Origin of the sequence: Pseudanabaena sp. CCNP1317 (genome assembly GCF_034931345.1) — a bacterium.
Lineage (GTDB): Bacteria > Cyanobacteriota > Cyanobacteriia > Pseudanabaenales > Pseudanabaenaceae > Pseudanabaena > Pseudanabaena galeata.
Window position 1 is genome coordinate 74884 of sequence record NZ_JAYGIF010000001.1, and the last position, 13822, is coordinate 88705.

A 13822-nucleotide genomic window follows, 5' to 3' on the forward strand; every position below is an offset into this window, starting at 1 on the left:
TAGTATTTGCGCCGCAAATTTTGATTATTCCTTGCGATCGCTCCAGATATCACGGCCTTTAACATTAGCAATGGTAGTCAATACCGCCGCCGCCGCCGCCATAATATCGCGCTCCTCACCACCGAGATATAAACGCCCAAAGCTACCTACCGCGACAATTTCGAGAATATTAATTGAGGCAGCTTTTTCCGCTTCATTAGCGGCAAGAGCCGCATAGGCGGCAGGCTCCACTTCCATAATGTACAGAGTTTGCCCCGACAGCAGCATTTGACCTCGCCGAAAGCGATTAATTAGCTGGGTTTGATGCGCGTCCACATTACGAATAATTTGACTAGATAACAATCTTGGCTTAATCCGATCTTCTTCAGTTACGCCCAACATCTCTAGAATGGCACGACCTGCGGCTTGGGTCTCGCCTTGACTAGCCGAATGAATTTCCAACAATCCATACAAGCGCTCAACAATTTGCACACCTGGGCGAACTGACGTTGATTTCAGAGCTACATCGGTAATGCGGTTAATTTCAATACCTGGAGAAATTTCGATCCAGAGGGAGGTGTCACCTGGTAATGGCAAAAATCCTTGTGCGATCGTTCCTAAGTAAGCAGCATGTTGTTTTTGTAAGTTGTCTAGATAAACGTAGCTGCGTAAATCGATACCCAAAAAATTTTTCTCCCACGAGGCTTTGACTGGGTTTTACTAGCTGTTTAAATCAAGAAATTAGTTAGCTACCCACCATGTAATTTTATAGCAATAGCACCAAAAAAGAGAGAGGACGCTCCGCGTCCTCTCTCTTTTTTGGTGCTATTGAGTTTTAAGGAATACTACAAACCAGCTTGAGCTTTAGCCACTACTTGACCATCTTTAAACTCAATAATGGCATTACTACCCTGAGGATTTTTCCACGAATAAACCTTTCCAATACTATCGTTAGAATTATTTTCAGCAATGACCTGTCCAGATTTACCAAAAACCTTTTCCACTTGCTCAATGGTCATCCCTTTTTGGATACGATTAAACTTTTCCAAAGTAACCGCTTCTGACTCCTGAACATCAGGAGAAGAGGCGATCGCCTCAACTGATGGCGAAGCAGTAGGTTTAGCTGGGGAAGTGACAACGGATGGTTCTCTAGTTTGAGTAGAGGCTGGAGTGCTAGTCGTTAGATTTTTTTCCACCTTGTCTTCTATAGGTAAGTCTACAACTGGTGTAACCGAACTGGACTCAACCACTCCCCTAGATGTTATGGCTCTGACAGATGCACCAATACCTAAACCTAACAAAACAATCGATAACCCCACCAATACCAACTGCCAATAATTACCAATTGACTGAGTTTTTTGCTGATGATGATTGGTAAGCACAAGTGATGAACTGCTTACCCTCTTAGAGGAAGAAGGCTCTTGATTTGAAGCTGGTAAATGATTTTGAGTTTGATTATGATTTGGAGCAATTTTTGAAATCGCTTGTTGCAGGACAGAATGCTTAGAAAGCTTTGGCTCTGGCGCTCTGGTTTCTGGCGATCGCGTATTAGCAACATCTGGCTCTAAGTCAGAGATGTTACTGGGTGATGATTTCGGCAAATCTAGCATAAATTGCTCCGTCCATAGTAGGCGCTGCTCATGCATTTCTTGATCATTGCGCCAACAGTGAATCTTAAATTTAGCTACTGATTCTACATGCAAATTTTGAAGTTTGCCATGGACTAATGTCAGCAATTTTTCTTTGTCAATGGCAGAATCTGTATGAATTTGTAGCTCCAAGCTACTATCGACAATTTCTACTGCCACATCAAGTTTATCAATGTCAAGGGGCTGTAATTCCTGACAAATAATTTCGGCGATCGCCTTTGGATCTCGTTTATGGGCAAGTTCGGCAATCGAAAGCATACTTGACTAATCGTCCTAGGCTAATAGTGAATAGCTGACTGGCTACTCTTGGCTATCTTAATTTCAATACATTACACTTGCCGATTAAAAGCTGCGATCGGCTAAATTGCGTGATTGTATCAAATATTTATTATATAGATTATTCTCAAAAAGTCGAGTGGGGCGCACAGCGCCCCACTCGACTTTTTGAGAATAATCCTCAGACCCCAAACACTCCATGTGTTTCTCGACACATACAACTTAATAAATTTCGGTCTTGTGCATCACAAAGGAGAGAAATCCTGATAGGGTTAATTTGGAAACTGTAACTCAAAATTTTTGTAACCCACAGAATTCATGAAAGTACTGGTAATTGGTGGCGACGGTTATTGCGGATGGGCGACAGCTTTACATCTTGCCAATAAAGGATATGAAGTTGGAGTATTAGATAGCCTAGTTCGCCGACATTGGGACAATGAGTTAGGTGTTGCAACGCTCACACCGATCGCCTCTATTCAAGAGCGGATATATAAATGGCAAGCTGTTTCAGGGCAGAAAATTGATTTATTTGTAGGCGACATCACTAACTACGCATTTTTACAGAGTACATTTCGTAGTTTTGAACCTGACGCGCTAGTGCATTTTGGCGAACAGCGTTCAGCCCCATTTTCCATGATCGATCGCGAACATGCAGTCCTAACCCAAGTCAATAACGTTGTTGGTACGCTCAATTTACTGTATGCCATCAAAGAACATAACCCTGACTGCCACCTAGTCAAACTTGGCACAATGGGCGAGTATGGCACTCCCAATATTGATATTGAAGAAGGCTACATCACGATCGAGCATAACGGTCGCAAAGACACCCTGCCTTATCCCAAGCAACCCGGCAGTTTCTACCATCTCAGCAAGGTTCACGATAGCCATAATATCCACTTTGCCTGTAAGACATGGGGTTTAAGAGCAACTGATCTGAACCAAGGCGTAGTCTATGGTGTACTTACGGAAGAAACTGGCACTGATGAGTTACTGATTAATCGTCTTGATTATGACGGTGTATTTGGTACAGCCCTCAACCGTTTTTGTATCCAAGCAGCGATCGGACATCCTTTGACGGTCTATGGTAAGGGTGGACAAACTCGCAGTTTTCTGGATATTCGCGATACAGTACGCTGTATTGAACTAGCGATCTCAACACCAGCGGAAGCTGGCAAAATGCGCGTATTTAACCAATTTACTGAGCTTTTCTCAATTCGCGATCTTGCCTTGATGGTGCAGAAAGCTGGGCAAACTCTGGGAATCAAAGTCGAAGTGCAAAATATCGACAATCCTCGTGTCGAGCTAGAAGAGCATTATTTCAACGCCAAAAACACCAATCTGCTCGATCTTGGCTTGCAACCTCACTTCCTATCTGATGCGCTAATCGACTCACTGCTCAACTTTGCGATCAAATATCGCGATCGCATTGACCAAAAGCAAATTTTGCCAAAAGTAAAATGGCGGGCTTAATTGCCTAATGTAGCTATCGTCAATTACCCCAAAGGAAAGTAGCGGCACTACTTTCCTTTGGAGTTTAGTCCAGCACTTCTTAACGTGAGTTCGATATCGCCATTTGCGTCGGGCTTCGCACGCCGCAAATGGTGAAAAATGGTAAGAATCGCTAAGCGATTCTTACCATTTTTCGCTTTCGTAGAACTGACATTTCTTATTATAAACATCGTTTTTTGAAAGTCCTCCGTTGGCAGACTTTCAAAAAAACGATGTTGGTGTTTCCAGTGCCGAAGGCACTGGAAACACCAACATCGTTTTTATAATGAGAAGCGCTGGGTTTAGTCCCTGCGGTAGAAGCCTTAAAGTAAGAAAAGAGGTATCTTTAATTACATAACAAACTAATTGTCAAGCCCTTCTTACCGTACCTACCATGACATCTTCTACAAAAACTTTGCGCGTTTTGGTGGTGGATGACCACGAACTAACCAGATGTACTTTACAGCTAGCACTTTCCCTCCAATCCTGTATTGACGTTGTTGAAGTAGCAACAAATGGCAAAGAAGCGATCGCTAAAGTACAAAACCATGAACCTGATGTTGTGGTCATGGATTTACACATGCCTGTAATGGATGGTTGGACAGCTTCAAACGCTATTAAAACTAAATATCCCCATATTAAAATTGTCGCTTACTCCGCCGCCGATGGTGGTAAAGCTCAAGCTCTTTCTAATGGCGCAAATATTGATGCTTTTTGTGACAAAGGGGCTTGTACTCGTAGTTTGCTAGAAGCAATCAAAAGTGTTGGTTAAACATCAATAAAAAAGAGTCGGCGCTAAGCGCCGACTCTTTTTTATTGGGCGGGTTTACTTGCGGACAATAGCTTAGCGGCAAGGATGCCACCAATAAAGCCAAATAAATGCCCCTCCCATGAGATATACGATCTTGTTGGCAATACTCCCCAGATCATGCCTCCATAACCAATCGCGATCGCGATCGAAATAGCGATCGCCACAAAGCTCTTTTCAAAATAACCGCGAAAAAGTAGATAGCCAAAATAGCCAAAAATTACACCACTCGCCCCAATATGCACAGAATTAGGTCTACCAATTAACCAAGTCCCTAGACCTCCCACCAATGCCGACATAAAAGATACAAAATAAAAGTCCTTAGTGTTTCTCAACATCACCATCCAGCCCAAAATCACAAACGGGACAGTATTTGCTGCAATATGATAAAAATTTCCATGCAGAAATGGTGCGAATAAGATCCCGCGCAACCCGATAAATCTATGCGGTAGAATTCCCAGAGCATTAAGTCTGCCCCCAAAAATTACTTCATTTAAGATAAAAATAATCCAAAAAGTCGCTACCGAAGCCGCCAAGATTTTAACTTGAGTTTTTAGCTCACCACCAATAGCTTGCAGATTTAGCTTCATGATCTTTATTACACCGAATCATACATTGATTGCATCTTTGACAGCCTAAATCATAGCAATTTTAGCTGAAGATGCTTTAATCTATAGCAATCCTAAATAGGTTGTGAGAGTGCCGCCCCTTCGGAGCGGCACTCTCACAACCCTCCAAATCTTACAAATCATTTAGGAGCGCTATATAGCCTAATGCATTCTACGGATAGGAATAAGTCCATAAATCTAAGGCTTCTCAATAATTCGGATATTTACGTATTGATCGTTTTTCATCTTTTCTTTGATCCGTTTTTCAACTTCCTGTTCTTGCTTCTTTTGGGCATCATTGAGTGCCTGACTAATCCACAAACAGTAACCAATGATCATAGCGCCAAAAAATTCCATGTAAATTCCATGTAAATTTATGGAATTGGATAGTACAGTAGGGGAAATTTATTAGTCAAGTAATTAGCTGTAAAAACATTAGAACTTAACATTTAGCAATCAGAAACAATTTAAAGCTGTGTCTACTGCCAAGTAAAAGATTTAACTGTATAGCTTTTAGGGCTTAATCAACCTAGCGATCGCTCCCTATTTAGCTTTTGCAAAGGATTGAATTTTGATACTTTCATTACATTTTATTTTAACTACAAGCATTTTGTATGTTATGTTGTTACATGGCACAAGAGTGTCGTATCAATTTGATTAATCGCAGGTAGCACGTAATCAATAGCTCAAATTTAAGCTAACAAGTAGCAAACAAGTTTTTTAAACAAGTTTTTTGTAGCGGCTGCTCTAGTCACCTGCTGAAGATTTTATAGCGTAGAGGTTTTCTATTATCATGTCCATTCGCCTTTATGTTGGCAACTTGCCAGCAGAATTAGATCGCCAAGCTCTAGAAAAAATTTTCAATGAATCAGGTGATTCAGTATCTTTGAAAGTTATAACTGATCGCAAAACAGGCAAATGCCGTGGTTTTGGTTTTGTGACCGTCGGCTCTGATGAAGTTGCTGACACTGTCATTGAAAAATTTAATGGTTATGACTTTAATGGTGCTGTGTTAAAGCTAGAAAAAGCTTTGCCTCGCACTAAGGGTAAAGCCGAAGATGGTTCTGATTTGGAAGAAGGTGCTGATGATTCATCTGAGTCAAAGAGCGAGTCTTCAGTAACAAGTACAGTTGATGCTCCAATTAAAGCAGCAGCAAAACGCAAAAAACGTAATAATAACAACAAGAAGACCACTGGAAGCACATCTAGCTCTAGCAGCTCTTCTGAGGCACATCAACCTGATCCCCGTTGGGCTTCAGACCTAGAGCGTTTGAAACAGCAGCTTCTAGAAGCTCAGGGTGCAGCTAAGTAGATTCAATAAAAAGCCTCGCTAAACGAGGCTTCTCAAAAAAGAGAGTCGGCGCAAAGCGCCGACTCTCTTTTTTATTAGGTTGGTTGCTTGGGATAGTAAGAGCGTTCGTCTGTTAATGGGGGACGCAACCAAAATCTGAGCGTGTAAAAGACTAGTTCTTTGATTTCTGTCCACACTCGTTCAGAATCTACAAAAGCCTCGGCATTAAATAGAAAATATTGTGGCTTAAGTCTAAACTGTTTACCAATCGGCCAAGGACATTGCTCGCCCAGATTACTATGACTATCGGAGGGATAACTAGCCGTGGTCAGAGAAGCATTAAGGTCTTGGTTTCTAAAAGACAAAAAAGCCCGTGTTGCTTCAATTGGAGAAGTAATCAGTAAAATTCTGCGACTATTACGAGTATCTTCGGCGATTAACTTGTTTGTTTCCATAAATTTGATCAGTTTACTAATTTCATCGCCACTACTTCGGATTGTTCGACCTGATGGCTCAATAATTACAAAGGGACGAATGAAAGAAATATTTGGGAAACTAGTCAATGCACTACACATTTGATCGGCTTCAGTGAGATCGACTTCAGGAATGCCTTCGCTAGGATTAGCAGGATTGGTAAAGTAGCCTTCATAGCGGGGGTCATAGCGCAATCCAATGTTGGGTATGTCTGCACGACTGGCAATCTGATCTCTGACATTTTCTTTAGTGCGCGTTGGAGGAGATGGTGGTGATGTCAGGCATGGATATCCTTTAGTGGATGGATAAGATGTACGTCTACCGCCACTTAAGATGATGTATGGCTTTTTTTGCATATCAGCTTCGTTCCATAATCTGATCGCTTCTTGGAGACGGGGTTCATAGGGAGGATTTTCGGCAAGCACAACAATAAGATCGTAGACTCCGCGTCTAAAATCCAGCAGTTCTTGTTCTGTCAAATTGCGAACTGGGCGACGGTAAGATTGCTCGATCGCATTGGCTCCTTGCTGTTCTAAATAACAGGTAAATAGTTCTGAGGTGGCGTTATTTGTAGCGATCGCAAAAATCAGTAAAACTATTAATATTTCCTTGCTAACTGTGGCAATTTTATCCGAAGCACCTTTATTATCAACCTTATCACCACTTTTAATCTTTAGATCTTTGAGCCTTAACCAGAAGTTAAAGAACAGCAAGAGTAGGATAATTCCCACTAGCGTAAAGGGGAAAGTGAGGAAATCAACAACAATTCTGGGTATCGGGTCTTCAACAAATCTGAAGTTCGCAAAAATAATTGCGATTAACGCTGTAAATATGACTAATCCAAAAAGACGAAACCAGTCTTTGGGAATAGCTCTAAACAGAATTACGAAAATTGGGATTGCAATAATCCAAATCAGAATATTGGTTAATAGATCAAACACTACCCCTCCAAAATTCTTTACTATTGCTTATGAAGTAAAAAACAAGAGAGAACAGGGCTATTTGCACCTTATTCTCCCTTGTTTTTTGCTTGTGTCCCATGCATCATGACGGCTATTAAAATGTGTCAGTGCAATATGCTAGTCAATAGGGTTGCATCTGTAAAGGGTTTTAGTCAGGTTTTATCAGACTTTTTATGACAAACCTATAAATTCAGCATTGGTGTAGCGATAATAAACCCAAGAAGAGAGTTACGGCGCTTCGCGCCGTAACTCTCTTCTTGGGTTTGGCTACCGTTATACTTTGATATGGCTCTAAATTTATAGGTTTTAATAAGAGAGCTATATATTTTTTATATAACAATATGTCCGCTAAAGAAGAGTTACGTTTACCCAGTTGGTTGCGCCCTCAAATCGGCAAAGCTGATGAAATATCTGAAGTTCAGCAAATTATTAAGCAGCGAGGAATTCATACTATTTGTGAGGAGGGTCGCTGTCCCAATCGTGCGGAATGTTATGCCCAAAAGACAGCAACTTTTTTATTAATGGGGCCAACTTGTACTCGTGCTTGTGGGTTTTGCCAAGTTGATAAGGGACATAAGCCCATGCAACTTGATCCCGATGAGGCGAAGAAAGTAGCGGAGGCAGTAAATTTATTGGGGTTGGATTATGTGGTGCTGACTTCGGTGGCGCGGGATGATTTGGCGGATCAGGGGGCTAGTTGTTTTGTGGAAACGATGCAAGAGATTCGCCGATCGCGTCCCAATGTCAAAATTGAAGTACTAACTCCCGATTTTCGGGGAGATCGCCGTTGCATTGAGACGGTAGCTTTGGCTGAGCCTGTGTGCTACAACCACAATATTGAGACCGTAAAGCGTTTACAAGGCAAAGTACGACGTGGGGCAAAGTACGAGCGATCGCTGTCGGTTTTAGCGATTGTAAAAGAGATCGATTCACGCATTATTACCAAGTCGGGGCTAATGGTGGGGCATGGTGAAACGGTGGCAGAGTTAACGGAGACGATGCAAGATTTGTATGCGATCGGTTGTAGTTCCCTGACGATTGGTCAATATTTGCGTCCATCCCTTGAGCATTTGCCTGTACAAAAATATTGGACTCCTGAGGAGTTTGATGAACTAGGGGCGATCGCTAAGCAGGTTGGGTTTACCCATGTGCGATCGGGCGCTTTGGTACGCAGTTCCTATCATGCTAGTCAAACCTTATAAAAACGCTCCCTACGGGAGCGTTTTTATCGCAAAAAAATAGCGGGTCATGGCAACGTCAGTAAATCCACTTCCCGCTAACTCTTGTTCAATGAAACAATTGAGACGCATGTATAACTTCCCACGAAGCGAAAAGGGTTTTCATCAGCTAAAGCGCTTATTTGAAATGCTTTCTATATAAGCATTTTGGCTTGATTCAGAAATTTTTAATACTGTATTAAGAGCCAAGGGGCTTAAGCCCCTTGTTACCTAGTGATTTCTAATTGCTGTACCAAATGCTTTCGATGCGATCGCTAATATTTATAGCTAGATCATGAGTCTCAGCCAAAATTGTAACGTGACCAAGTTTACGCCCGACTGAAGAACTCTTTTTACCGTACCAATGGATATGAGTATTAGGGAAACTAGCGATCGCCTTGCGTTTTTCTAAATAATCAGCATCTACACCCAATGTTTTCTCAAAACCCAGCAAATTGACCATCACAGCCACAGATGCAACCATTGAGACGTTACCTAATTGCCTCCCACTAACAACGCGCAATAGCTGCTCAAATTGGGAAGTTTGACATCCTTCGATGGTGTAATGTCCTGAGTTATGGGTACGCGGTGCAATTTCATTAACGCTGATTTCGCCTTCGACTGTTAAAAAGAATTCGATTCCAAATACACCAATCGCATCTAGGGTGGTCACAATCTGTCGCGCTATGGTTTCTACTTTTTTACTAATTGTCGAGTCAACCCTTGCAGGGGCGATCGTGCGACGACAAACTTGATTGGTTTGCAGAGTTTCGACAACGGGATAAATGGCTATTTCCCCTGATTCTGATCGTGCGGCAATGACAGCAAGTTCTCGCTCAAAGGGAATGAAGGCTTCAGCGATCGCAGGGGCTTGATGCATACTTTCCCAAGCCGATCGCATTTCACTTTCATCGGCAATTACCCAAGTACCTTTGCCGTCATAGCCATGTCTTCTCGCTTTGAGTACTAAAGGATAACTCAATTTTTCAGCTGCCGTTAAAAGGTCGAATATTGTATCAACAGCATAAAATTCGGGCGTGGGAATATGATGCTCGCGAAAATGTTGACGTTGATTTAGCTTATCGACAGAGATCGCCAAGGTTTCTAATTTTGGTAAAAACAATAAGCTGCGATCGCCAGTACGATCAGTCAGCTTTTGTAAAGCAACCAGATCGACAAATTCATTCTCAAAGGTAATCGCTTGGCAATGATCGGCAAGCTGGGCGGTAGCACTAGCATCAGCAACTTTTCCGTAAATCACGCGATCGGCTACGGTTACGGCTGAGTCATCAGGACTTGCTGCTTGTACGGTTAGCTCAATGTCGAGATGCTTGGCAGCGATCGCCATCATCCAAGCTAGTTGCCCACCTCCAATCACCCCGATTTTTTGTCGAGTAATCACTTCAAAATCCCTAAATCAATGTTCGTATGACAGATAGCTCTATATACCAAAACATAAAATGGCTACACTATTTTAACTTCAGTTCGATATAGCCATTTGCGGCGTGCTTTGCACACCGCAAATGGCTATATCGAACTGAAGTTATTTTATGTTTTTAAGAGTGTATTTGAGAAGTCTCCTACTTAGCATAAATTTCTGCTTTTACCCCCCTTAATCCCCGCTTTACAAGGGGAGAAACTTAAATTCTCTCCCTTTACAAGGGGGAGTTAGAGGGGGTAAAAACTTCTCCAACATGCTCTAAAAACCTTGCTGAGTTTGGCTTTTGTGCTTTTAAAAACCTTACTGGATTTGGTTTTTAATTCACAAAAGTATGAAAACACTTTCATGAATTGGTATTAATTTTAGCTTTATCCCAATTCACGAAAGTACCGTCACACTTTTGTGCGGCAATTCTCATCATAAAAATCACTTTTTAGAAAGCCCATCGTGGTCGAATAAGCGTCAAGACAAAGCAAGAAAACATACCAACTGCTCACCATTTTGCATCAATGATTATCCACGATTATCCACAAACAGTAGATAGGTACAGGGAACAAAGTAGAGCGCCAACATCGTTGCGCCAAATACACCACCTGCAATGACCACTGAGAGGGGAGGCCAAAAGCCTCCTCCCGATAGAATCAAGGGTAAAAAGCCTGCCGTCGTGGTGAAGGTGGTGGTGAGAACATGGCGAGTGGTGTGGAGAATCACCTCGATCATGGCTTGGCGATCGCCTGTTTGTGCTTTGAGATCGGTTTTAAGCGCAGTCAGCACGGTAATAGAATCATTCACCGCTACACCGACTAGTCCAACAGTGCCAATGATCGGGTTGAAGCCAAAGGGATAGTTAAATAGCCAGAGGGAGAGTCCACCTAATCCCACGGAGAGAATTGCGACAATGCCAATAAATCCAGCTAAGGCAAAGGAATCCATCGATAAAACTAACGTAACCACAAGGGCGATTCCTAAAATGATGCCATAGCCTAACAGTCCGCCTGTGGCGCTTGTACGTTCGGCTTCTTCGCCACCAAATTCTAAGCTATAGCCCTGTGGCAGTTGAAACTGCTTGGCTAATATGGGACGAAACTCGGCTAGAGCTTGACTAGGGATGGTTCCTGCTGTGAGGTAGCCTTCGACGGTGCTGACTCGCCGCCCATTTTTACGGGTGATCGCCGCATTTTTAGCTTCGAGGGTGAGGGTGCTGATGGACTCTAGGGGAATATAGCCGTTGCGATCGCTGGGCAGAATACTGGTCGATTGCAGTTGATTGAGATCAGCCCGTTCGCGATCGCTAAACCTGACGCGCACAGGAATTTCTTCCGTATCTTCGAGAATTGTGCCGCCACGAATGCCCTCGGTGGCACTGTTTAACTGTTGAGCGATGTCGCGGCGACTCAGACCCCGCGATCGCGCTTCGGGTTCGTCAACCTGTAAGGCGAGTTGGGGAAAGCGATCGGTCAGGCGAGTTCGCACATGGGTAATTGATGGTAACTGTACCAATAGCGATCGCAATTGCTCACTAATATTTTGCAGAACATCAACATCATTGCCATAAACCTGCAATTCAATCGGGGCTTCAAAAGGCGGTCCTTGCTCAAATTGACGCACCAATACCCGCGCCGCAGGATAGGCGGCATCCATTTCTATTTGGATATCATGAATTAGTTTGTTAGAGGCAACACCTTGAGTTTGTAAAATCGCATTGGCAAAGCTGCTGTCATTCTCACGATTTGTGATTTGGTTGTAGTAAACCTTGGGAGCGCTCCGCCCTAGCATCCAATGCACCTGCTGAATCTCTGGATGAGTCCGTAACTGCTTTTCCACATCTTGAGTCAGCTTTTGAATTTGGTTGAGAGAACTGGCGGCGGGCATCTCTAGCTCTAGGGTAAGCTGTTCGCGATCGGCAGGTGGGAAAAACTGTAAGCTGAGGGTACTCATTAGCCCAAAGCCGATGCAGGAAGGAATCAGGGTAAGCGCGATCGCCTTTTTAGGATGGCTCAGTGCCCAGCTTAGCGATCGCTGATACCATCGAGTTAAGCCTTGATTGGCGAATCCTGTCTGTAACCATCGACGATTACCAATCGCCTGATAAATGATGCCACTGCTGGTAAAAGTGCGTTGATGACTCCAGCGATAGACAATGGCGGCGATCGCTGGGGTAATCGTCAGAGCAACCACGAGGGAAGCCATAACTGCCAAAATCACATTCAGTCCAATTGTCCCCACAAATTCGCCCACAGCCCCCGAAAGTAATGCGATCGGTGCGAATGAGAAGACAGTAGTTAATGTGCCACCCAAAAGTGGCGCTCGCAAATACTGCACTGTATCGAGAATTGCGGCTTCAAGGGGCATTCCTTGCTTGATTCGCATATTCATTTCATCGACTAAAATAATCGCGTTATCAATGAGAATGCCTAAAGCGACAATTAGCCCTGTAATCGACATTTGGTGTAAGGGAATGCCCAAAATGCCCATACCAATTAAGGCGATCGCCACACAAAGGGGCAATGTAATTTGCACGACGATCGCCTGTTGCCAACCCATCATCAAGATGCAGATTAGAAAGAGAATCAGCGCACCTGATAGCAGATTACTAATTAAATTATTTAATCTTGCTGTCACATAGCGACTTTGATCAAAGACAACTTCTAAACTGAGTCCCTTTGGCAAATCCGCTTGAAATTCTCTAAGAACTTTTTGAGCATCGACTGACCAGCGATCGAGGCGATATTGGGGCTGTACATAGACTCCAATCATGATCGCAGGTTTGCCTTTAGCGATCGCCAATTCTGTGGGCGGCATGGCAATCCCTTTACTGACAGTCGCGATATCACCCAATAGGCGAAAATCACGATTAGATTGACAGGATGGGCATCGGATCGGAATCTGTTGCAGACGGCTCAATGTGTCGAGTTCACCCTTAACTTCATACAGTAAATTATTCTCACCCCGAAACTGTCCTGCGGAGGTTTTGGCATCGCTTTGTTGGATTTGGTTAGCGAGTTCGGCGGTGGTAATGCCCAAACTAGCGAGATTACTGGTATTCACTTCTACAGCAATCTCTTCATCGGGTGCACCAAAAATTTTGGCTTCATCGGTTCCTGATATTGCCTTAAGCGAAGTTTCTAACACTTCGGCTCTACGTCGCAAAATCGCATAGTTGGGCGGACTATCCTGATCCCAATTAATGGAAGTTAACAATGCGTAGCCACGCACTTCACCCTCATCTAGTTCTGGTTCCGTTGCTTCGGCGGGGAGAGTAGCGCGGACATCACGCAATTTATCGCGCACTCGAGACCAAACTAGAGGCACTTGACTTCTACTAACACTATCCAAAAGATCGACAGAAATCGCTGATACTCCTGTCCTTGAAGTTGATTCATAGGTCTTAATTTCAGAGATTTCGGCAATCTTCTCTTCGATGGGATCGGTAACTAAGGTTTCAGTACGCTCGGCAGTGCCACCTGGGAGGAATGTGGTAATCAGCGCGAAACGGGATGTCAGTTCAGGATCTTCTAATCGCGGTAAAGATTCATAGTTGACGGTTCCCCAAGCAACGATCAAAAAGATGACCAAGGCTAATAGGCGGAGATTACGAAAGAATAGTTGTGCCATAGTTTGCCTAACCT

Annotated in this window: 11 protein-coding genes; 4 read left to right on the forward strand and 7 right to left on the reverse strand. The window is 43.3% G+C overall.

What is annotated here, in order from left to right; all coding sequences use genetic code 11:
* Window positions 1-24: 24 nt before the first annotated feature.
* Both VB775_RS00295 and VB775_RS00300 read right to left on the reverse strand, forming a co-directional pair.
* Window positions 25-663: a hypothetical protein gene (locus VB775_RS00295; RefSeq protein WP_190576524.1), complete on the reverse strand. Its 639-nt coding sequence runs from the start codon at window positions 661-663 to the stop codon at window positions 25-27.
* Between the two features lie 161 nt (window positions 664-824).
* On the reverse strand, window positions 825-1886 hold the full coding sequence (locus VB775_RS00300; RefSeq protein ID WP_281007521.1) for a hypothetical protein: 1062 nt from the start codon (window positions 1884-1886) through the stop codon (window positions 825-827).
* Window positions 1887-2222: 336 nt separating this feature from the next.
* Between VB775_RS00300 and VB775_RS00305 the strand changes: the two genes are divergently transcribed.
* Both VB775_RS00305 and VB775_RS00310 read left to right on the forward strand, forming a co-directional pair.
* A complete protein-coding gene (locus tag VB775_RS00305) occupies window positions 2223-3374 on the forward strand; it encodes a UDP-sulfoquinovose synthase (protein WP_281007520.1) in 1152 nt (383 codons plus the stop codon).
* A gap of 412 nt (window positions 3375-3786) precedes the next feature.
* On the forward strand, window positions 3787-4164 hold the full coding sequence (locus VB775_RS00310; protein WP_281007519.1) for a response regulator: 378 nt from the start codon (window positions 3787-3789) through the stop codon (window positions 4162-4164).
* A 41-nt stretch (window positions 4165-4205) separates the two neighbouring features.
* On the opposite strand, the gene VB775_RS00315 is transcribed toward VB775_RS00310, so the two are convergent.
* Complete coding sequence (locus tag VB775_RS00315; RefSeq protein WP_281007518.1) at window positions 4206-4790, reverse strand: rhomboid family intramembrane serine protease; 585 nt, start codon at window positions 4788-4790, stop codon at window positions 4206-4208.
* A 216-nt stretch (window positions 4791-5006) separates the two neighbouring features.
* Complete coding sequence (locus VB775_RS00320) at window positions 5007-5165, reverse strand: hypothetical protein (RefSeq protein WP_323216603.1); 159 nt, start codon at window positions 5163-5165, stop codon at window positions 5007-5009.
* A 436-nt stretch (window positions 5166-5601) separates the two neighbouring features.
* Between VB775_RS00320 and VB775_RS00325 the strand changes: the two genes are divergently transcribed.
* Window positions 5602-6120 carry an RNA recognition motif domain-containing protein gene (locus VB775_RS00325; protein ID WP_281007516.1) on the forward strand — a complete coding sequence of 173 codons (519 nt, stop codon included), beginning with the start codon at window positions 5602-5604 and terminating at the stop codon, window positions 6118-6120.
* Between the two features lie 74 nt (window positions 6121-6194).
* Here VB775_RS00325 and VB775_RS00330 read toward each other — a convergent pair whose 3' ends face one another.
* Window positions 6195-7514 (reverse strand): hypothetical protein, encoded by a 1320-nt coding sequence (locus VB775_RS00330; RefSeq protein ID WP_281007515.1) that lies wholly within the window; start codon window positions 7512-7514, stop codon window positions 6195-6197.
* A 362-nt stretch (window positions 7515-7876) separates the two neighbouring features.
* Between VB775_RS00330 and lipA the strand changes: the two genes are divergently transcribed.
* Window positions 7877-8737, forward strand: a complete 861-nt coding sequence (lipA, locus tag VB775_RS00335) for a lipoyl synthase (protein ID WP_281007514.1) — start codon at window positions 7877-7879, stop codon at window positions 8735-8737.
* 256 nt (window positions 8738-8993) lie between these two features.
* Here the strand turns inward: lipA and VB775_RS00340 are convergent, their stop codons facing one another.
* Both VB775_RS00340 and VB775_RS00345 read right to left on the reverse strand, forming a co-directional pair.
* Window positions 8994-10154 carry a 5-(carboxyamino)imidazole ribonucleotide synthase gene (locus VB775_RS00340; RefSeq protein ID WP_281007513.1) on the reverse strand — a complete coding sequence of 387 codons (1161 nt, stop codon included), beginning with the start codon at window positions 10152-10154 and terminating at the stop codon, window positions 8994-8996.
* A 552-nt stretch (window positions 10155-10706) separates the two neighbouring features.
* Entirely contained in the window at window positions 10707-13808 is a 3102-nt protein-coding gene (locus VB775_RS00345; RefSeq protein WP_281007512.1) for an efflux RND transporter permease subunit, read from the reverse strand.
* Between the last annotated feature and the right edge of the window lie 14 nt (window positions 13809-13822).